The 20,662-nt window shown below is 68.6% G+C and carries 17 protein-coding genes; 12 read left to right on the forward strand and 5 right to left on the reverse strand.

Annotation, left to right across the window (positions count from 1 at the left end; all coding sequences use genetic code 11):
- Positions 1-4 precede the first annotated feature (4 nt).
- Both WH07_RS24100 and ppgK read left to right on the forward strand, forming a co-directional pair.
- On the forward strand, positions 5-1,051 hold the full coding sequence (locus WH07_RS24100) for a 4-hydroxy-3-methylbut-2-enyl diphosphate reductase (protein WP_079023512.1): 1,047 nt from the start codon (positions 5-7) through the stop codon (positions 1,049-1,051).
- 126 nt (positions 1,052-1,177) lie between these two features.
- Positions 1,178-1,915, forward strand: a complete 738-nt coding sequence (gene ppgK, locus WH07_RS24105; RefSeq protein ID WP_046503862.1) for a polyphosphate--glucose phosphotransferase — start codon at positions 1,178-1,180, stop codon at positions 1,913-1,915.
- A gap of 111 nt (positions 1,916-2,026) precedes the next feature.
- Here the strand turns inward: ppgK and WH07_RS24110 are convergent, their stop codons facing one another.
- The gene (locus WH07_RS24110) at positions 2,027-2,590 is read right to left on the reverse strand and encodes a DUF6542 domain-containing protein (protein ID WP_046503865.1); all 564 of its coding nucleotides are present in this window, start codon (positions 2,588-2,590) and stop codon (positions 2,027-2,029) included.
- Between the two features lie 574 nt (positions 2,591-3,164).
- Between WH07_RS24110 and ychF the strand changes: the two genes are divergently transcribed.
- The 4 genes from ychF (at position 3,165) to WH07_RS38000 (ending at position 9,364) form a co-directional block, all read left to right on the forward strand.
- Positions 3,165-4,253: a redox-regulated ATPase YchF gene (ychF, locus tag WH07_RS24115; protein WP_046503869.1), complete on the forward strand. Its 1,089-nt coding sequence runs from the start codon at positions 3,165-3,167 to the stop codon at positions 4,251-4,253.
- 398 nt (positions 4,254-4,651) lie between these two features.
- A complete protein-coding gene (locus tag WH07_RS41335; protein WP_046503872.1) occupies positions 4,652-4,918 on the forward strand; it encodes an AbiJ-related protein in 267 nt (88 codons plus the stop codon).
- Positions 4,919-4,929: 11 nt separating this feature from the next.
- Entirely contained in the window at positions 4,930-5,133 is a 204-nt protein-coding gene (locus WH07_RS41340; protein ID WP_046503874.1) for a hypothetical protein, read from the forward strand.
- Positions 5,134-6,295: 1,162 nt separating this feature from the next.
- Positions 6,296-9,364, forward strand: a complete 3,069-nt coding sequence (locus WH07_RS38000) for an AAA domain-containing protein (RefSeq protein ID WP_198533882.1) — start codon at positions 6,296-6,298, stop codon at positions 9,362-9,364.
- A 297-nt stretch (positions 9,365-9,661) separates the two neighbouring features.
- Here the strand turns inward: WH07_RS38000 and WH07_RS24140 are convergent, their stop codons facing one another.
- The 3 genes from WH07_RS24140 to WH07_RS24150 form a co-directional block, all read right to left on the reverse strand.
- On the reverse strand, positions 9,662-9,925 hold the full coding sequence (locus WH07_RS24140) for a type II toxin-antitoxin system RelE family toxin (RefSeq protein ID WP_046503877.1): 264 nt from the start codon (positions 9,923-9,925) through the stop codon (positions 9,662-9,664).
- A complete protein-coding gene (locus tag WH07_RS24145) occupies positions 9,918-10,184 on the reverse strand; it encodes a type II toxin-antitoxin system Phd/YefM family antitoxin (protein ID WP_046503880.1) in 267 nt (88 codons plus the stop codon). Before WH07_RS24145 ends, WH07_RS24140 begins: the two co-directional genes overlap by 8 nt.
- A gap of 155 nt (positions 10,185-10,339) precedes the next feature.
- The gene (locus WH07_RS24150) at positions 10,340-10,921 is read right to left on the reverse strand and encodes a Uma2 family endonuclease (RefSeq protein WP_046503883.1); all 582 of its coding nucleotides are present in this window, start codon (positions 10,919-10,921) and stop codon (positions 10,340-10,342) included.
- A 308-nt stretch (positions 10,922-11,229) separates the two neighbouring features.
- Here WH07_RS24150 and WH07_RS24155 point away from each other — a divergent pair, with 308 nt between their 5' ends.
- Positions 11,230-14,211: a type 1 periplasmic-binding domain-containing protein gene (locus WH07_RS24155; protein ID WP_046503886.1), complete on the forward strand. Its 2,982-nt coding sequence runs from the start codon at positions 11,230-11,232 to the stop codon at positions 14,209-14,211.
- Positions 14,212-14,222: 11 nt separating this feature from the next.
- Here the strand turns inward: WH07_RS24155 and WH07_RS24160 are convergent, their stop codons facing one another.
- Entirely contained in the window at positions 14,223-15,335 is a 1,113-nt protein-coding gene (locus WH07_RS24160) for a threonine synthase (protein ID WP_046503890.1), read from the reverse strand.
- Between the two features lie 141 nt (positions 15,336-15,476).
- Between WH07_RS24160 and WH07_RS24165 the strand changes: the two genes are divergently transcribed.
- The 5 genes from WH07_RS24165 to WH07_RS24185 all read left to right on the forward strand — a co-directional run bounded on the left by WH07_RS24165 (position 15,477) and on the right by WH07_RS24185 (position 20,657).
- On the forward strand, positions 15,477-16,229 hold the full coding sequence (locus WH07_RS24165) for a GntR family transcriptional regulator (RefSeq protein ID WP_046503891.1): 753 nt from the start codon (positions 15,477-15,479) through the stop codon (positions 16,227-16,229).
- Positions 16,230-16,504: 275 nt separating this feature from the next.
- Positions 16,505-16,696, forward strand: a complete 192-nt coding sequence (locus tag WH07_RS24170; protein ID WP_046503894.1) for a hypothetical protein — start codon at positions 16,505-16,507, stop codon at positions 16,694-16,696.
- Between the two features lie 200 nt (positions 16,697-16,896).
- Positions 16,897-17,310 carry a (deoxy)nucleoside triphosphate pyrophosphohydrolase gene (locus WH07_RS24175; RefSeq protein WP_046503897.1) on the forward strand — a complete coding sequence of 138 codons (414 nt, stop codon included), beginning with the start codon at positions 16,897-16,899 and terminating at the stop codon, positions 17,308-17,310.
- 123 nt (positions 17,311-17,433) lie between these two features.
- On the forward strand, positions 17,434-17,952 hold the full coding sequence (locus WH07_RS24180) for an ATP-binding protein (RefSeq protein ID WP_046503901.1): 519 nt from the start codon (positions 17,434-17,436) through the stop codon (positions 17,950-17,952).
- A gap of 146 nt (positions 17,953-18,098) precedes the next feature.
- Entirely contained in the window at positions 18,099-20,657 is a 2,559-nt protein-coding gene (locus tag WH07_RS24185) for a SpoIIE family protein phosphatase (protein ID WP_046503904.1), read from the forward strand.
- Positions 20,658-20,662: the final 5 nt, after the last annotated feature.

Here is a 20,662-nt window from a genome sequence, read left to right on the forward strand (position 1 = left end):
ACACATGACTGCCACGTCCCGTCCGTCGCCCGCCCCCGCCCCCAGCGGAGACGCTGCCCCCCGTGGAGACGCCGCGAGCAGCGCCGGCAAACGCGTCCTCCTCGCCGCTCCCCGGGGCTACTGCGCGGGTGTCGACCGCGCAGTGATCGCCGTGGAGAAGGCCCTTGAGCAGTACGGGGCGCCCGTCTACGTCCGTCACGAGATCGTCCACAACAAGTACGTCGTGCGGACCCTGGAGAAGAAGGGCGCGATCTTCGTCGAGGAGACGGCGGAGGTGCCCGAGGGGTCCATCGTGATGTTCTCGGCCCACGGAGTCGCGCCGACCGTCCACGACGAGGCGGCGGAGCGGCGGCTGGCCACCATCGACGCGACCTGCCCGCTGGTCACCAAGGTCCACAAGGAAGCCGTACGGTTCGCACAGGAGGACTACGACATCCTCCTGATCGGCCACGACGGCCATGAAGAGGTCATCGGCACCACCGGCGAGGCCCCCGACCACATCACCCTGGTCGACGGCCCGGACGATGTCGCGAACGTCCAGGTGAGGGACGAGTCGAAGGTCGTCTGGCTCTCCCAGACCACCCTTTCCGTCGACGAGACGATGGAGACGGTCGGCGCGCTGAAGGAGAAGTTCCCCCAGCTCATCTCGCCGCCCAGCGACGACATCTGCTACGCCACCCAGAACCGTCAGACAGCGGTCAAGCAGATGGGCGCGGCGGCCGATCTGGTGATCGTGGTGGGCTCGAAGAACTCCTCCAACTCGGTACGGCTGGTCGAGGTCGCCCTCGGCGCGGGTGCCGGCGCGTCCCACCTGGTCGACGGCGCGGAGGAGATCGACGAGGCCTGGCTGGAGGGCGTCTCCACGGTCGGCCTCACCTCGGGCGCGTCGGTTCCGGAGGTACTGGTCGACGGTGTTCTGGAGTGGCTGGCGCAGCGCGGCTTCGAGGATGTCGAGACCGTCAAAGCGGCGGAGGAGTCGATCACCTTCTCGCTCCCCAAGGAACTGCGGCGCGACCTGCGCGCGGAGGCGGCTGCCCTCGCGGAGAGGTGAACGTACCGAAGGTGTGAAGGTACGAAGGTACGTACGGTGTGAACGTACGGGGGTGAGGGGGCGCGGCGGGTTCATGGGCCGTTCCCCCGGAAGTCGGTGTCGGTGTCTGGCCGTAACGTTGTGTCCATGAATGTCTTCGGAGTGGACATCGGCGGTTCGGGCATCAAGGGCGCGCCCGTTGATCTGGAGCGCGGCGATCTCGCCGAGCCGCGGCACAAGGTACTCACCCCGCATCCGGCGACGCCCGAGGGTGTCGCCGACGGTGTGGTCGAGGTCGTACAGCACTTCGGCTGGTCGGGCCCGGTCGGCATCACCTTCCCGGGGGTGGTCACGGGGTCCGTCGTCCGTACGGCAGCGAATGTCGACAAGTCGTGGGTCGACAGGGACGCGGGCCAACTTCTCAGCGACCGGCTGGGCCTCCGGGTCACGATTCTGAACGACGCGGACGCGGCGGGCGTGGCCGAGATGGCCTTCGGCGCCGGGCGCGGGCGCAAGGGCACGGTCTTTCTGCTGACGTTCGGTACGGGCATCGGCAGCGCGCTGTTCATCGACGGCAAGCTGGTGCCCAACACCGAGCTGGGCCATCTGGAGCTGCACGGACACGAGGCGGAGAAGCACGCGTCGTCGAAGGCCAAGGAGGACGCGGAGCTGAGCTGGCACCACTGGGCGCACCGCGTGCAGAAGTATCTGGAGCATGTGGAGATGCTGTTCTCGCCGGAGCTGTTCATCATCGGCGGCGGTGTGAGCCGCAAGGCGGACAAGTTCCTGCCGCTGATCAAGGGGGTCAGGGCGGAGATCATCCCGGCGGAGCTGCAGAACAACGCGGGGATCGTGGGCGCGGCGATGATGGCGTCGGGGAGGTAGGGGCGGGACTGGCCCGGTGGACGGGGTGTGGCGGTGAGGCGGGCATGGCGGCGAGGCAGGGGTGCGGCGGCGAGGCGTGACACGGCTGCGTGACGTGCCGGCCGTGACCTGCTAGCCGCGTCGGACGGCTCGGTACGCGGTGGCTCCGTTGGCCTGTGCCCGGGCCGTACGAGGCGTACGGGCCGTACGAGAAGCCGGCCCGGCGTCCCCGAGCGCCCCGGCGTCCCGGAGCGCTGCCGCGTCCCGGGCGCGCTGGCGGTGCGCCATCTCCCGTACCTTCCGTACGGTGGCGATCAGCCCGGCGACGAGCGTGCCGCCGTACAGCCACCCCGCGTGCACGGCCAGCGCCGTGACCAGCGCCATCGCGTGCCCGCCGAAACCGCCGGAGCTCTCGGCGAGGGGGAAGATGCCGACCGCGAAGGCGATCGGCACGCCGATGGGGGCCGTCACCAGATCGGCGGTACGGACCCACAGCGCCGTCACCGCGCTGACCGGCAGGAACAGCACCCCGTACACCAGGGGCGCGCCATCGAGCAGAAGCCGGTCCAGAAAGGCGATGCCCAGCATGGTCGCGGCGGCGAACAGCCCGGCGCCGAGCCCGGTGAACCGTGGATTGGGAAGCCGGCGCAGCTTCCGCAGGCTCCCTGATTTCGGCAGGCCCCGGGGCTTGCGCAAGCTCCGGGGCCGCCGCGTATCCCGGGATTTCCGAACTCCTCGGGCTTCCCGGGCTTCCCGGAGCTTTCGCAACTGGTGTACGACGGGGCGTACGCGCCGCCGGGGCGCGGTGGGCAGCCGGTACACGCCGACACGTTCGGTTACGGCGCCCTGCGGGGGGTGCGGGCGCTGCTGCGGCGGCCGGCGCCCGGGCTGACGTGTGCTGTGCTGCTCCACCGCTCCAACGTAGGTGGCGCGTGGGGAGGAATCAGGCGATGGACACGCTCTTTGGGTGACCTTGGCGTTGCGTTCGACGTCAGCGGGCACGGCGTGTGGTGCCGAGGACCCGTCATCGGCCGCCGTGGCCCGCCCGTAAACTGGGCAATCGGCCCCCGGGCCGGAACGGGCCGACGGGCCGCAGGGTCTGCGGGCCACGGGGCCACCGGGCCGTCAGTGGGACCGACCGGCCTCAGCGCCCCGGCCTCCGGTCGGCCAGGCCCAGCTCAGCACAGTCCATCCGCACCCCCGTCCACGTTCCGCCCTCCCTACCCCTACAGCTAGCTACCCCTACTCCTCACTCCAGGAAGTCGCCACCGTGTCGCTCACGATCGGAATCGTCGGCCTGCCGAATGTCGGCAAGTCGACCCTGTTCAACGCCCTGACCAAGAACGACGTGCTGGCGGCCAACTACCCGTTCGCCACCATCGAGCCCAACGTCGGCGTGGTCGGGGTGCCGGACCCGCGGCTGAACAAGCTCGCGGAGATCTTCGGCTCCCAGCGGATCCTTCCCGCCACGGTCGACTTCGTCGACATCGCCGGTATCGTGCGCGGCGCCTCCGAGGGCGAGGGCCTGGGCAACAAGTTCCTGGCGAACATCCGTGAGTCGGACGCCATCTGCCAGGTCATCCGGGCCTTCAAGGACGAGAACGTCGTCCATGTCGACGGCAAGGTCTCGCCCAAGGACGACATCGAGACGATCAACACCGAGCTGATCCTCGCCGACCTCCAGACGATCGAGAAGGTCCTCCCGCGCCTCCAGCGCGAGTCACGGATCAAGAAGGAGGTGCTGGGCCAGGTCAAGGCGATCGAGGAGGCCCAGGCCATCCTGGAGACCGGCGAGACGCTCTTCTCCGCGGGCATCGTCCAGGGCACGGAGAAGGCGGAACCGCTGCGCGAGCTGCACCTGCTCACGACCAAACCGTTCCTCTACGTCTTCAATGTCGACGAGGAGGAGCTGACGGACGACACCTTCAAGGACGAGCAGCGCGCCCTGGTCGCCCCCGCCGAAGCGATCTTCCTCAACGCCAAGCTGGAGTCCGACCTCGCCGAACTGGACGACGAGGAGGCCCTCGAACTCCTCCAGTCGGTGGGCCAGGAAGAACCGGGCCTCGCCACCCTCGCCCACGTGGGCTTCCGCACCCTGGGCCTCCAGACGTACCTCACCGCAGGCCCCAAGGAATCCCGCGCCTGGACGATCAAACAGGGCGCCACGGCCCCCGAAGCCGCCGGCGTGATCCACACCGATTTCCAGAAGGGCTTCATCAAGGCCGAGGTCATCTCCTTCGCCGACCTCCTGGAAACAGGCTCGGTCCCGGAAGCCCGAGCGGCAGGCAAGGCCCGCATGGAGGGCAAGGAGTACGTGATGCAGGACGGCGATGTGGTCGAGTTCCGCTTCAACGTTTAATTGATATTTCATGCCTGCCCTGTAAAGGTGCATGTCAAAAGGGGTCCGTCAATCCAAGATGGGCCCCTTTTGAGGCTCCACCGAAGGCTGGACGGCGATTTGATGCTGGATGTGTCCCAGAGGGCCGGATCGGACCACCTGTCGGCACTTGTGGCCACCCCTGGGATGCTGTCCCGTGCTGACATTGCGCTTTGCGTGGAGCGACCCGAATCGCGTACGAATTCTTGAAGGCGAGCCGTTGTGGTAACTGGCGACCGAACAGCAAGTCCTCACGTTTCGAAACCTGCAGACTCGAGAGTCGCCATAGCCTGCCTGGCTAGCCGAGGGACATTCATTCTGGGTGTATAACTCAGCCCGATCACTTCTCGGCGCAGCGCGGCACGATGAGGATCACGGCGATGACGCGACGCGACATCTTTGACTATCTGTGCGGTGAGGGTGGCCCCTGGTGTCGAAGGCTCGATGAGACGCACTTCCTGGAGGGCCTGTACGACCTTGACGGGCTGCAGTCGACGGATCGTCGGTTCACGACGGCGCGAGCCGACATCATCCAGTACCGGATCAACAACCCATTGGACTGGCCCGACGACTGGATCTTCGAAGGTTCACGCATTCAACTCCTGGACGGCCCTGACCAGATCCTTTCGCCGTCGTGGCACGTCTAGTTCATCCAGAGGTGCAGGTCGACGTCGACAAGTCAGTAAAACGCGCCGAGGATCTGAACCGCATCCTTGGGCCGAACGGCTGGACCCTCCGCGCCTTCGAGTTCCACTCGGGCCAGCCGATCCACACGCCGGTCCCCACGGAGGCCACCGGACCGCTGGTATCGCTGCCGCTTGAAGACGACGACACTGGGAAGCTCGACCCGTTCTCGGGCTGACCTACAGTCTCTTTCACCGGGACGGTGAGGAGATGACTCGTGACCTGCTCCGAGCGGAGCTCCTGTGCTGGCACGACATTCCCAGAAGCCGGATTCCATGAGTGATAGGGCTGCACCGATCTGTTTGTATCTGAACCTGGGACACTTGAGGCGGTGGACGAGCCTCACCCCTCGGTTGCCTGGATCCGCCGCAAGAATCTGGCTGCAGGCGCGCGTTCGCTGAAAAGGGCGGATTGGTGACGAGCGTCTTGCCCGGTTACGCCGTGGTATCGACGCTCTCAAGTGCTGGGTCCGGCGGTAGATCGGGGACTTGGGGGGCGAGCGTCTTTCAGAGGTGTAATCGGGATGCCTGGGATGGGAACTACCCGTGTGAGCGTCCAAGGTGCGCTACTGCCATCGGATCTTGACGAAGCCAGGCCGCCTGCACTCAGCGGAAAACAGCGTCTCGCTGGGGCGCTGGTCTGCGCCGGACTGGGGGTGAACGCTGTCACCACCATGTGGTCATGTTCGTCGGTCGGCCCAGTTGATCTGGACGGCCGAGCCGAGTAGACACCTCGCAATCTGTGGCACTTCTGCGCCTCCACTGTTCTGGCCACCGGGTTCCCATCCAGGAGGTCTCGCGCTGGCTGGGCCACCGCTCAGTCAAAACCACGGTCGGCTTCCACGGGCATCCGCTGGCAAGCGCGTGGGCGTGCCGCAGGCAAGTCCTGCACCAAGCGTCCCGCATCCCTGGACGCGACTCTCCAACCACTGAAGGAGGCGGATTGAAGTGCTGGAACTCGAGCTGTGTGCGGGCGTGCAAAAGATGCCTGACCTGCATGGTGCTGTGAGGCAACGCTGGTCCTCGGATAGCTGACTCGTTGTCGTCACCTGGCATCGCCCGCCTTCATCCCCGTTGTTCCGGGGCGAGGTATCCCTAGCGGAGTCGGCTGCTTCGGCGCGCCGTGCCGGCTTGCCGACGCTGCCCCGGGCGTGGAGCCCTGGACCAACGGGCGCGCCGTCCCCAGCGGAGTGCTAATGGTTAGGATCCCGCCAACGGGGATGACGTAAGAGCTCCGCTTTCTGGAAGATCGCTCATAGAGTCTTCCAAGCATCGGCCGTGAGGCGGTGCGAGGAAGATCGGGGGAGTAACGAGATGACACAAAGCGGGGCGCCCTATCCAGTGGCTGAGCTGCTCACCGCGGTGCGGTCGGAGATTCTGGCGGAGCGTCGCGGGGACGGGGGCGATGCACATAAGGTGCCGCTCTCCGGCGGGCGGCGCGTCTCCTCTGCAGGTGGACGATTCGAGTATCTCTTCGCCTGTAAGAAGTGGAACGAGGCGCTGGACGGTGTCCCCGTGCTCATGAGGGAGTCGCAGGCCCGCGGCCTTTGGGCGTCAGCGGAGGCATCGCGTATGCCGGACGGGACCGTGCGTCTGATCACGACAGAGGACTACGGACCTTCGGTGCGTAATGCCCAGGTTCGGAAAGATGATGCGGCGGGGCTCGTCACGCTCGCGGCGCGTCTCGAATCCGCCGGCGAAACCGGCGGTTCCATCCATGTGGGCAGCGCCGACTGGATCGTTGGCCGGGGAACTCCGCAGATTGCACGTGACCCCAATCCCGGACGCTGGATATCGAGCTGGAAGGACCTAAGGCTCAATTCACGCCAAAGGCTGGCCATTGAGCAGGCCCTGGCAAGCCAGATTCTCTTTCTGTGGGGACCGCCGGGAACGGGCAAGACGGACGTCGTTGGGCATGTTGTCGAAGGGAACTTCCGGCAGGGGCTCAACGTTCTGTTCCTCGCACCGACGAAGGTGGCCGTTGACCAAGCCCTTGAGCGCATCTGTGACCTCTTGGCCGGACAAGAGGGCTTCGCCGATGGACTGGTCCAGCGCGCCGGCGAGATTGAAGTCGCCTCTCTGCGCGAGCGATACGGAGCGTACGTCGACACGGAGCAGATCACGACCCGCGTGTCTGCTCAGTTGGATGAGGCTCTTAGCCAGACCAGTCAGAGCTTGAAGAACATGCGCGCCCTCGTAGCCCTGCACGACGACATGGCTTCTCTTGAGGAGCGGCTCGTGGCGTCCCGCGGAGGCCACACCTCTGCCAAGCAGAACGGAGGGGCCCACGATCAGGAGATCTTTCGAGCTGAAGTGCAGGCTGCGGAGCTGCGCCTCAAGATCAGTCAACTGGGCACCCCGAGCGGCCTTTTCGCCAAGCGCAAAGAAAGCCAGCTAGCTGCCCTGCACACAGAGCTGAATCGGACGGACGTGGCGCTGCAGCTTGCGCGACAGCAACGCGCGGACGCCAGGAGAAGTGAGCGCCAGGCGGCTCACGAGATCGAGGATCTCAGCGGCCGCCTGGCTGCCGCCAGGCAAAGGCTGGCTGGTGTCCCTGCGCGGCCGATTCTCGCCCGACAGGCCGAGGCCGAGCAGAAGCGTCTTGAAGAGCTCGACCAGCAGCGCAGGAAGATCCAGGACACGGTTCGAAGCAGGTGCCGGATCATGGGGGCCACCGTTGCGAAGGCCGTGCAGTCACGGAAACTGCTCGACCGCGTTGACGTAGTGGTGATCGACGAGGCGGGCATGGTCGATCTGCCCTCTGCCTGGCTGGCAGCAGGGCTGGCAGGTAAGAGAGTGGTGGTCGCAGGAGACTTCCGGCAGCTTCCCGCTGTGACCAAGGGGGACGGAGACCGGAAGGCGACCGAGGAGGAGCGTGCCCATTCCCGGCATTGGGCGTCCAGAGACGCCTTCCACGCTGCGGGTCTCGTATCTGCGTCAGGCGCGGTTCGTCAGGATCCTCGGCTTGTCTCCCTGGACACTCAGTACCGTATGCGCGAGTCGATCTGCGCGGTGGTGAACGCTGTCGCCTACCCGGACGCCCCGCTGCGCACCGGCCGGGACGACCGGAGCCGTATTCCGGCCAACCCGCTGGTCGATGCCACGGTCCTGCTCATCGACACCTCCAAGCAGCGCATTCTTGGCCCGGACAAGAAAGCCAACACGGTGAACGAGGCTGTGGTTCATGAGCTCATCCGCGGTCTCCAGTTCGAGCAGGTCCTTCCGGGCCGCAAGTGGCAGGCCGCGGAGGTTCCACGGGGTGAGCGCGCATCGGACAGGCTCGCCGTCATCGCGCCCTATCGGGCTCAGGTCAAAGCGCTGCAGGGGAGCCTGAAGTACCGGTTCGGGGAGGAGTACGAGGGACTGGTCGATACGATCCACCGGTTCCAGGGAAGCCAGCGTCCGATCGTCGTCTTCGACACGGCCGTCGGCGCGGGCAAGGACCCTGGCTTCTTCTACCAGGGCGCAGGACTCTCCTCCTCTACGTGCCGTCTGCTGAACGTCGCTCTCAGCCGGGCCCAGGACCATCTGATCGTCGTCGCCGATCTTGAGCACTTGCGGGAGCATCTGCCACCCCACAGCGAAGCCCGCGTCATGCTGGATCACCTGGAGAACCACGCCCAGGTGATGTCGGCCGATCAGCTGGTGCCCATCCGTGATGCCGCCCAGCTCTCGTCGCTTAGCGCTGAGGAACTGGAGCGCCCGGCCTTCTTTCCGGCGGACGAGGTGTACAAGGCGGTGGAGTGGGACATCGCACGCGCGGCGAGCAGTATTGAGCTCTATTGCCCTTTCCTCGACCCGAGGCCGGTTCGCAAGTGGTCGGCTCTGCTCGGGCAACGCGTCAGCGAGGGAGTCCGGGTGGTGATCTACACGCGTGCCGCCGAGGAGCAACGCGACGCGGCTGCGGCCGACCGCCATCAGCAGCGAATCGACGAGCTCCGTGGTGCCGGGTGCGAAGTCGACTTCCGGGAACGCATGCATGAGAAGGTCCTCATCCTCGACCGCGTGGTTCTCTGGCACGGATCTCTCAATCTCCTCGCTAACACCGGCCCTACCGATCTGATGATGCGGTTCAACGATCCCGCCTCCTGCGAACGGGTCAGCCGGGTCGTCGAGCGTGCCCGCAAGGACAGAGAGGCCTGGAATCCCCGAGCGGCGGCGGAGAGCCGCGATGCTGATGCGGCACCTGTCGGTGGTTCGCAGCGAACGACGGCGGACGCCGGTACGCGGGCGACCGACGGCATCAAGCCCGGCGATGTCGTCGACGGGCGTCTCTACCTGGCGGTGTCGTTCTCGGAGAAGGATGAGGCGAAGCGACTGCTGGGTGCTCGGTGGGACAAGCCAAATGGTCTCTGGTGGGTCGACGCGGGCCGGGTCACACGGGAGCAGGCCCGGCGCTGGTTGCCGTGACGCGCAGTGGGCCCTGCTGTACCGGCCCGCTCCCCGAGTTATCGGTCGAGTAACGAACTCGCTGAGTCTCGGCACGGTGGGTGGAGCCGGTGTCTTCGCCCGAAAGCTGGAATCGGCTCCGCTGGCCCGCAGGGCAAGTGACCAGGCCCCCGTGCTGGGATGTCCCTCTCCAGAACCCCGTTTTCGCGGGTGGGAGCTCCGTATCACGGATTCCGGTTCAACGTGCAGTCCCTCAATTGCCGCCCGTTGACTAATTTTTCAAACGCGCAGATCGCCCCTGACGCGGGTCAGCAGCGTTCAGGTCTCGTAAATGGTGGGGCGATGCCCCACGTGAACGACCCAGACCACCAGTTCCCCGTTGTCGATCGTGTAGACGACGCGGTAGTCGCCGACCCGCAGGCGGCGACGCTCAGGCTGGGACACGAGTGCGGTGGTGTTGAAGCCGAGCGGATCACTTTCCAGCTCGGTCAGCTTGGCCAGGATGCGCAGTGCCATGTCGCGGGGGATCTTCCGGAGCTCGGCCTGCGCCTCGGGGCGGAAGACGGTTCGGTACTCACTCACCGCGCGCCAGTGTCTCCCTCATGATGTCCTCGATCGGGATGCCGGGCGCTGGGTTGGCCATGCGTTCGTCGATGATCCGGTTGATCTCGCGCTCTTCCCACTCCTGGTACTTGCGCAGGACTTCGATGGACACGACGGCGGCGACCTGCTTGCCGCGTCGGGTGATCACGGTGGGTACGTCGTCCCGGTCTGCGCGCTCCACCACCTCCGCCAGGTGCGCACGCACGTCGCGGATGGACTCTATGGGCATCTGGCTCATACGCTCAAGCGTACCGAGTGTGCCATGTGTACACAATCGCATGCCTGATGAGGATCTTGCTCCGTTTCATGCCGCCCTGGGCGCATGATCTGTACGGCTGCAACGGTCGGCTCGCTCGACCACCTCGGCCGGGTGGGCTTGTATGTCGTGAACTTTCAGCCCTTCCGGGGAGGCGCGAGTTCGGTCAGGTCGAGGGTGATCTCGAAGGGCACCGGGCGGTGGAGCGAGTCGCGGAAGATGCCGACGGGGGCGTAGGAGCGGGTCGGCTCGTCGAGTTCGTAGGCGTGTACGACGGGTGAGCCGTCCTCCTCCTCGATGCACCAGTAGTGGGGGATGCCGGCTTCCGCGTACTTGCGGAGCTTTACGGTGCGGTCCCGGTGGGCGGACTCGGGGGAGACGACCTCGATGACGAGGCGTACTTCGTCCGGTGCGAACCAGGTCCGGTCGCCGTCGAAGTCGGCTGTCGTCACCAGGAGGTCCGGCTCCGGCCGGTTGCGCTGATCGAGCTTGATGGTCATCTCGCGGCCGACCCGGACGTCGACAGGTGCCTGCTCCATGAGAGCGACGGTGAGCATGGTGACGAGGTGGCCGTGCCACCACCTCTGCGGGGACATCATGAAGACGAGCGCTCCGTCGATCAGCTCGGTGTGGCGGGGTGCCTCGGGGAGGCGGTCCAGGTCCTCCGCGAACCAGCCTTCCGCGCGTGGCGGGCGCATCCAGTCGGGCAGTGCGGTCATGGCTTTACGGTAGCGCCGCGCCGCCGTCCCCGTCGTCGTGGGCGGCATGCCCGGCCGTGCGACGCGATTTCCGGTGGCAGGAACGGCGAATTCCGGGGGTGATTCGCGGATTCGCGGATTCGCGGGTGACATATGGCAATGGCCAATGCCCCCGTCCGGATTCCCGGTTGACGGAAATCTCGTCGCTCAGGGCCTCTCCCGCCCTTCCCGTAACGGATATTCTCGCAACTACCAGCGGGTAAAGGGGGGTTACCTTGACAAAGCGGAGCCGGAGCGTCCCCGGGGAGTGCCGGCGGGGGCATTTACGGATGTCGTCGCAGGCCGGGATCGATGTTCAGGCGCATATCGAGACCCTGATCAATGATTTCCGTACCAGTGATCCTTTGATGCCCGTGATCGTTCTGCATGCCGAGGAGTCCGCCCAGGACGAAGAGATCGGCAAGCTTGTCAGGGAATTACGCCTCGGGCAGGAGGAGCACGGCAGTCGTGTCGCCGAGGTGCCCGGGCAGCCGGCGCGGGCCGTGGCCGAGAGCGTGCCGGCCGCGCGGCTCGTACGGGAGCTGGGAGAGCCGCGGCGCTGGGACTCGCCGGGAGCGCTGTACCGGCGCTACGCCTTTCCGCGGCTGCGGCTCGTGCGCGCCATCAACGACGCCGTACGGGAAGTGGACAGCGGCGCGTCCACCGCGCCCGACGGCGAACGCGATCCGGAGCAGCGGCTGCTCGACCAGCTCGCCAAGCAGCGTTGGCGGCCCAAGCCCAAGGCGGGCTCGCCCTGGCGGATCGGGCCGTCCCTCTTCGACACCGCCCATGTGCTTCCGGCCAGCGTTGTCGCCGGACTCGCCGTACTGCTGGCCAGTGTGGAGCTCTGGGTGGCGCTCGCCGCGGTCCTCGGCATCCTGGCGCTGCTCACCGCGCTGAACTACTGGCTGCCGGGCCGCGCCCCGATCTTCCTGTGGCTGCGCCGTGAGAGCCGCTGGTTCCTGACCACGACCTTTCTGCTGCCCGTCGCCGGCCAGCAGCCCTCCGAGGTGCGGATGCTGCACCCCGTCCGCTCCTGGAAGGCCATCGCGGCCCGCGCCAACGATGTCGCCGAGAGCCTGCGCGAGGGCGGTCAGGCACAGCTTCAGCTCCATGTCCTGGCTCTGCTCGAAGATCTACGGGACAACCACCGCCGCCGTAGCTGGGACCTGCGCGGTCTCAAACGCATCCGGCCACCGGTGCTCTTCCTGCCCGGCGCCGACGAACGAGGCGGCGGTATCGCGCTGATCAAGGCGATCAGTGACGTACGGAGTGTCCGCAGCGAACTCGACCCGCTCCTGGTCGTGGCCTCCGTGGCCACGGGCGATGTGCGTCTCCTCGACGAGAGTCACTCCGGTGCCCCGAGCCACCCGGCCGCTCCGGCCTCCGCCGCGCTGCGGGACAGCATCAGACACGCCCACCAGGCATGGGAGCACGGGCTGCGGGCAGGCCAGTCGCCCAGCATGTCCGGTGCGGTGCCGTGGGAACTGCGGATCGCGCTGCCCACCGGGGAACTGCGGCAGCTGGAGGAGCAGCGGCGCTGGTGCACGCGGGCACCGTCGCGGCCCGCCCTCGCCCGTATCGTCTGGTCGCTGCCCGTCTTCTCCCTCGCCGGACTGATGATCGTGGGCTCGCTCGGCTACTCCTGGCTGAACCTCCGGGACCACTACTGTTCGGCCGGGATCCTGACCGCGAACCATGACACCGAACTCGTCGAGGGCGTGGGCGGCGGCGACGAGTGCATCGGGATCGCCACCGGCGGTGTACGGTTCGCCGGCACCGGCGGCAGCGGGAGCGACACCGAGAACGCCGGCGCGGGCGAGGCCGGCGACAACAGCATCGGCACCAGGACCGGCACCAGCGGCTCCGGTGACACCACTGCCCCCGGCACCGAGGACAGTGCCGTCCCCTGGACCCTCGCGCAGGTGGAGGAGCGTATCCACGCCGAGAACGCGAAGGTCGAGCGGGACTACCGGGGTTCGTACGTCACCGTGGTGTACGCCGGACCGCTGAGCAGCGACCCGGAGTACGGCCGCCCGCCCGTGAAGGGCACCGAGGAACTGGCCGGGGTCTATCTGGCCCAGGCCGCGATCAACAAGGAGAACGGGGTCAAACTCCGTGTCCTGCCGGCCAACGGCGGGCTCGACATGAGTCAGCAGCGGAAGATGGCCGACCGGATCGCCGCGTACGCCGAGAAGGACCCCACCGTGGTGGGAGTCGTGGGGCTGGGACGCGATCTGAGGACCAGCCTGGCCACCGCGGACCGGCTCGTCGAGGCCGGCCTGCCGGTGGTATCGGGCACCAACTCGGCCGCCTATCTCCCGGTCCAGATGCCCAACTGGTTCAGCCTCGCCGCCCCCGACAACTGGCAGGCCGCGCAACTCGGCCTCCTCGTCGGCCAGCTCCGTACCGCGGGGAAGCAGAGCGCCGTCGTACTCGCCCGGGACACCGAGGGCAGCGACGACCTCTACACCGACGAGCAGGCGTACTACGGCGAGAGGATGCTGGAGAAGCAGGGCTTCACCACGACGGTGGAGCGTTACCAGGTGACCGTCAAGACGGCGTCGCTGGAGAACCAGGTCGAGGAGCTCTGCGCACAGGACACCCCGCCGTCCGTCATCTACTTCGCGGGAAGGACCGAGGACGTCGGTCCGCTGATGACCCAGCTCAGTTCGAGGTGCGGCGAGCAGGAGATCTCCGTGATCACGGGCGACGACCTGTCCAAGGCGGGTTTCGGGCGCGGTGCGGACGTGACCAAGAAGGTGACGCTCTACCACGTCTCCCTGACCGATCTCGAATCGGCGGCGGAGGCCGACCCTCCGTTCTACGCGAACGCCGAGGACTTCCTCCCCGGTCTCACGGGCAAGGACGTGTCGTACAGGAGTTCCTTCCTCAGCAATGGACAGACCGCCCTGTCGCACGACGCCACCCAGGCCCTGTACGAGGCCGCGAGCCGGAGCCGCAGTGAGCAGTGGCTGCGGTTCCCGGCCGAGGGCACGGGCCGCGGCCCCCGGCGGGAGCCGCAGAACCGGGCCACCACCTGGGCGAATCTCAGAACGGTCATCCTCAAGGGCATGGCGACCGGCACCGTCGACTTCACCGGAGCTCCCGTGTACGGCGAACGCGGGGGCCACGGCATCGCGCTGATCCGTGTCCGGCAGGGCGACGACGGCGATGTCCTGCGTACGAGGCTGTGCGGCAGACAGGCGGGCGACACCGCTCCCCTCACGCCGCAGGTCTGCGACATCCGTCAACCCGACGCCCCGGAGTGAATACCGCCGGGTTACTCCGCGGGCGCGAGGCCTGTCTTCGCGCCCGCGCCGCACAGCGGTACGACGACGGAGCGGTCGGTCCAGCCGCCCACCGCGGCCCAGCAGGCGACGCCGGTCGACTCCACGAAGAGCCCCCGGGCGGCGAGGTCGAGCTGCGCCGCACGGAGCTGGTCCTCCGTCACGGTGAGGAAGGTGCCGCCGGACTCGCGCACGGCGCGCAGGATCTGCCGGGCGCGCGGCGGGTCGGGGATGGCGATGCCCTCGGCGAGGGTGGGGGCGGCGGATCCGGGGCCGACGGGCAGCTCGTCGGCGCCCGCGTGGAAGGCGGCCGCCAGCGGGGAGACGGCCTCGGCCTGGACGGCGATCAGCGCGGGGCGTTCGGCGATGAGCCCGTGCCCGTACAGCTCCGCGATCGCGAGCGCGGCGCCGAGCAGCAGGGTGCCGTTGCCGACCGGTACGGCGATCGCCTCCGGCAGGCGTCCGCCGAGGTCCTCCCACAGCTCGTGGACGTAGGTCTTGGTGCCGTGCAGGAAGTACGGGTTGTACACATGGCTGGCGTAGAAGGTGCCCGGGCGGTCGGCGGCGGCGCGGGCGGCCAGGGCGGTGGCCTCGCGGTCGCCGGGGACGCGTTCCAGGCGCGCGCCGTGGGCGCGGATCTGCTCGGTCTTCTTCGGCGAGGTCGCCTCCGGTACGAACACCGTGCAGGGCAGCCCGGCCCGCGTGCAGTAGGCCGCGACCGCCGTGCCCGCGTTGCCGCTGCTGTCGGCGACGACACGCTCGGGCCCGAGCCGCCGCGCCAGCTCGGCCAGCATCACCGCGCCCCGGTCCTTGAAGGAGAGCGTCGGCATCAGGAAGTCGAGCTTGGCGGAGACGGACGGCGTCAGCGCGACCAGCGGGGTACGGCCCTCGCCCAGGCTGAGGGCGGGTGCGGCGAGCGGCAGCGCCTCCTCGTACCGCCAGAGCGAATTGACGCGCCCGGAAAGGGACTTCAGGGATACGGGCATGGCCTCGAAGTCCAGGTCCCAGGGTCCCCGGCAGGCAGGGCAGCACCAAGCGGCCGTCGCGACGGGTGCGCGGGTTCCGTCGGCCGGACAGAGGTACATCGTCGTCATGGCGTTCAGCATGGCACTTTCCCAGGTCGGCACGGGTGCCAGGGTTTTGTCAAACCCCAGGTCATCACATCGGGTGAAACTTTGGCCCATGCTTGCGGCCAACAACCCAGGGTTGTCAGGCTGTTGCTGTCTGTCAACCTGATGGGAGTGCCCGTGGCCTTCGGTGAGCAGCCCGCCTATTTGCGCGTTGCGAGCGATCTGCGCGACAAGATCGTCAATGGAGCGCTGCCGCCGCACACCCGATTGCCCTCGCAGGCCCGTATCCGCGAGGAGTACGGCGTCTCGGACACGGTGGCGCTGGAGGCGCGCAAGGTGCTGATGGCGGAGGGGCTGGTCGAGGGCCGCTCCGGGTCGGGTACGTACGTGAGGGAGCGGCCGGTGCCGCGCCGGATCTCCCGGTCCGGGTACCGGCCGCCGTCCGGGGCCGGCCCCTTCCGTCAGGAGCAGTCGGAGGCGGGCGCGCGGGGCACCTGGGAGTCCACCAGCGAGCAGGCGGAGGCGGGCACGGCGATCGCGCTCCGCCTGGGCATCCAGCCGGGCGACCGGGTGATGCGGACGCGCTATGTCTTCCGGGACGCGGGCGAGCCGATGATGCTCTCCACCTCCTGGGAGCCCCTGGCGGTCACGGGGCGCACACCGGTGATGCTGCCCGAGGAGGGACCGCTCGGCGGCTGCGGGGTGGTCGAGCGGATGGCAGCCATCGACATCGTCGTGGACAACGTGCTGGAGGAGGTCGGCGCGCGGCCGGGGCTGGCGGAGGAGCTGTCGGCGCTGGGCGGGGTGCCCGGGCATCTGGTGATGGTCCTGGAGCGTACGTATTTCGCGTCGGGGCGGGCGGTGGAGACGGCGGAGATGGTGGTCCCGGCCGACCGGTACCGCATCGCGTACCGCATGTCGGTGAAGTAGCGCCGGTCCCGTAAACGGTCCCGGCCCTTCAAGGCTGCGCGAGCAGGGTTACGCTCTGTCAGGTGACCGGCCGTCAATTTTCCTGTGCGCCGGGCCGGTCGGCGGCGTACACCCGTGTGTGCCCTTGGTTTTCGGGCGCATTGTTGGCCGGATAGGTGCCTGTTTGTGAAAACCCGTATCCGCTGAGTAAAGGTCAGGCGTAGGCTCGGGCATATGCGGAGTGCGGTTTCCTGGGGATCTTCACAGAGATGCAGGCCGGCGGCGGGAGGAGCTCGATGAACGACAGCACGGTCGCGCTCCCATGGCTGGTCATACGCAAGGACGACAACGGCAACCGCTACCGCGTCGGGAGATACGCCACCGAGGACGAGGCGCAGACCGAGGCGCGGAAGATGGCCGACAGCCTCGGTGACCACGGGCAGGAGCAGCTCTACTGGGTCGAGCACGTCGGCCAGACCACGTCCTAGGGCGGACCGCCTGCTGAGAGCGGCCTGCCGGTGCCGGACCGCCTGTCGGTGCCGGACTGCCTGTCGGCGCTGCCCGCCCGCTGGTGCCGGACTGCCTGCCGGTGCCGGACTGCCTGTCGGCGCTGCCCGCCTGCCGGTGCCGGACCGCCCGCCGGGACCTGGGCCGCGGTGGTGCTCGCGCCCGCGTTACGCTCCGGCGCATGAGCGATCGAGTCGTGGTGGCGGGCGCCCTGTGCGACCGGGGACGGCTGCTGGCGGCCCGCCGCAGCGCGCCCCCCGAGCTGGCCGGCCGGTGGGAGCTGCCCGGCGGCAAACTGGAGCCGGGGGAGGGCCCCGAAGAGGCGCTGGTCCGCGAGTTGCGGGAAGAACTGGGCGTCGAGACACGGCCGGTGGAGCGGATCCCCGGCGAGTGGCCGCTCAAGCCCGGCTATGTGCTCCAGGTCTGGACCGCCCGGCTGCTCTCCGGCGAGCCCCTGCCCCTTGAGGACCACGACGAGCTGCGCTGGCTGGCTCCTGACGAGATCCATACGGTGGACTGGCTCGACCAGGACCGCCCGGCCGTCGCCGAAGCCGCCCGCCGCCTCCGCGCCGTTTCCGGCATGCCAGGGCTCTGACCGCGGGGTGGCCCGTGCGTGTGCCGTGGCGATAACGGCCCTGAATATCGGGTATGAGCTGATAGAGCCCTTCAGTGTTGAACCCCTTCAGAAGGGATGCGGCCCCGCCGTCGGTCTTGGGAAGTGATCGGCTTGCTCGACACAGAGGACGGCGCAGAGGCCGAGTGGACCTTCTCCGCCGAACTCGATTCCGTGCGTGCCGCCCGCCATGCCGCCCGCGACACGCTTCGCGCGTGGAAGGTGCCCCCTGCCGTCTGTGATGTGGCGGTTCTGCTGGTCAGCGAGCTGGTGACCAACTCGCTGCGCTATGCCTCAGGGCCCGTGGGGGTACGGCTCACCCTCCGCGCCGCTCCTCCCGCATCCGGTTCCGACCCCGCCGGAAGCCCCGGCCCCGGCCGCCCCGGACGCCCCGGACGTCCTGATCCCGGCGATCCCGAGGGCCCCGGCACCGTCCCGCGCCCCGTCGCACTGCTCGCCGAGGTGTCCGATCCGCTGCCCGACCCCCCGACCGCGCGCCCCGCCGGGCCCGACGACGAAGGGGGCCGCGGGATCCAGCTCGTGGCCCGTTCCGCCCAGCGCTGGGGCACCCGGCGCGGGAAGACGGGCAAGACCGTGTGGTTCGAGCTGCCTCTGCCTGGTTAGAAGTGTGGGGGGACAACGATCACGTCCGAGTCGGCTCAAAAAGAACGAGACCGTGCTGTGATCGTGAACGGCGTGTCGGCCGGGGCCGTAGTGCTGAATACTGCGGGCATGGCCGGTCCGGTGCGTGAGCTGGAGGGGACGGTCGCGTGAGCGAGATATCTGGGACGGCGGGCGACGTCGTATGGCAGAGCAGTCCGCCCGGCTCGATCTATGACTACATCAGAGTCGCTTCGTTCTCGATCGGCCCGGACGGGCTGGTCGACCAGTGGAGCCAGCGGGCCGCCGAGCTGTTCGGAGTCGGTCCGCAGCAGGTCAGGGGCAAGGACCCGGTCGAGGTGTTCGTACCGGCCGATCTGCGCCCGCGCGGCCACCGCAGGATGAGGGAGATCCTCGACGGCAAGGAGTGGACCGGCCTGGTCCCGTTCCGCACCCCCGGCGGTCACGGCGCCCGGGCGGAGCACGGGCTCGCCGAGGTCTATGTGATGCCGAGCGAGACGGAGAGTGGCGAGCGGGGCGCGCTCTGTATCGTCGTCGACGTCCGGGCGCTGCGCCGGATCGAAACCGACCTCGCCTCCTCGGAGGCGATTTTCGGCCAATCTCCGTTCGGCTTCCTGCTGTTCGGCACCGACCTCAAGGTGCAGCGCGCCAACCAGCGGTTCGTCACCGTATTCGGCGGTGAGGCGGGCGACCATCGCGGGCGCACGGTCCATGACTATCTGTCCCGCCCCGAGGCCGAGCGGGTGACCGCAGCCCTTCAGCGGGTCCTCAGGACCGGGGAGTCCGTCGCCGACCTCCAGATCGTCGGCACCCAGCCCGGCAGCAAGGAACGCAGGCACTGGTCGGTCAATCTCTACCGGGTGCACAGCGGATCGGGCCGCCCCATCGGCGTCGCCGGGGTGGCCACGGATGTCACCCGCCGCCATATCGCCGCCCGCGAGGCGGCCAGCGCCCGCCGTAATCTGGCCCTCCTCAACGAGGCGAGCGCCCGGATAGGCAACTCCCTCGATCTGGAGACCACCGCCCGCGAACTGCTCGATGTCGCAGTGCCCGGTTTCTGCGACCTCGCGTCCGTCGACCTCTACCAGAGCCTGCTCACCGGCGACGAGGCCCCGCCCGGACGGTGGGGCCTCTCCGGTGAGGACTCGGGCGGCGGCAGCGCGCGGCTGCGCCGGGTCGCCTCCGCGAGCGCCGTGTCCGACGTCCCGCTGACCGGGGCCGGCGGTACGGGGGACCTTCCGCCGGAGCTGGGCGCCGTCCACCGGTTCCCGTTCACCTCCCTCACCGCCAACGCCCTGCGCACCGGCCGGGTGCAGTCCATCCCCGGCAGGACCGGCAGTCTGATCCAGTCCACGCTGGCCGTGCCGATGGTCGCGCACGACACGGTCATCGGGCTCGTCCAGTTCTCCCGTACGAAGGGCAGCGAGCCGTTCGGCGAACGGGACCGGGCGCTCGCCGTGGAACTCGCCGCGCGCGCCGCGGTCTGTATCGACAACGCCCGCCTCTACCGCAGGGAGCACGAGCGCGCGCTGATCCTCCAGCGCAGCCTGCTCCCGCCCGGCGACCCCGAGGCGGCCGGGCTGGACATCGCCTGCCGCTATCTGCCGGGCAACACGGCCACCGAGGTCGGCGGCGACTGGTTCGACGTCATCGAACTGCCCGGCCACCGCACCGCTCTGGTCGTCGGCGATGTCATGGGGCGCGGGCTGCGGGCCGCCGTCGCCATGGGGGAGCTGCGTACGGCCGTACGCACCCTGGCGCTGCTCGACCTGGAGCCGGCGGAGGTGCTGTCCGCGCTCGACGAGATCGCCCGGGGCCTGGGCACCCCGAGCGGTGCCCAGCAGACATCGCGGGTCGCCCACAAGACGCGGGACGCGGACCTGTCCGAGGTCTATCTCGCCACCTGTGTGTACGCGGTCTACGACCCGGTCACCCGGCGCTGCACCTTCGCCAACGCCGGCCATCTCCCGCCCGTCCTGGTCGAGCCGGGCGACGAGGCGCTGATGCTCGACGTGCCGCCCGGGATGCCCCTCGGCGTGGGCGGCGAACCCTTCGAACAGGTCGAGGTCGACCTGGCGGAGGGCGCGCTGCTCGCGCTTTATACGGACGGGCTCGTCGAGTCCCGCGACCATCCGCTGGACGAGGGGCTGACCGCCTTCCGGGCCGCCCTCGCCGACCCCGGCCGCCCGCTGGAGGACGTGTGTGACCATGTCCTCACCACGCTCGACACCCGGCACGGCGAGGACGACATCGCCCTGCTGATGGCGCGTATCCAGGGGCTGCCCGGCGAGGCGGTCGGCGACTGGCGGCTGCCGCGCGAGGCACGCTCGGTGGGCCGGGCCCGTGAACTCGCCCGCGCGCAGCTTCTCGCCTGGGACCTCGAACCGCTGGTGGACACGGTCGAGCTGCTGGTCAGCGAGCTGGTCACCAATGCCCTGCGGTACGGCGAGGGCGAGATCAGACTGCGGCTGCTGCGCGACCGTACGCTCGTCTGCGAGGTGTGGGACGCGGGCCTGGTCCAGCCCCGGCGACGGCGCGCCCGCGACACCGACGAGGGCGGCCGGGGGCTGCAACTGGTCGGCCTGCTGAGCGCGGCGTGGGGGTCGCGCCGTACCCCGCGGGGGAAGACGGTCTGGTTCGAACTGGCGCTGCCCGGCGGGGACTCGGCGGCGGAGCCGACGATCGAGCAGCTCATGAGCATGTTCTGAGGAAG

The sequence above is a fragment of the Streptomyces odonnellii genome (assembly GCF_000981895.1).
GTDB lineage: Bacteria > Actinomycetota > Actinomycetes > Streptomycetales > Streptomycetaceae > Streptomyces > Streptomyces odonnellii.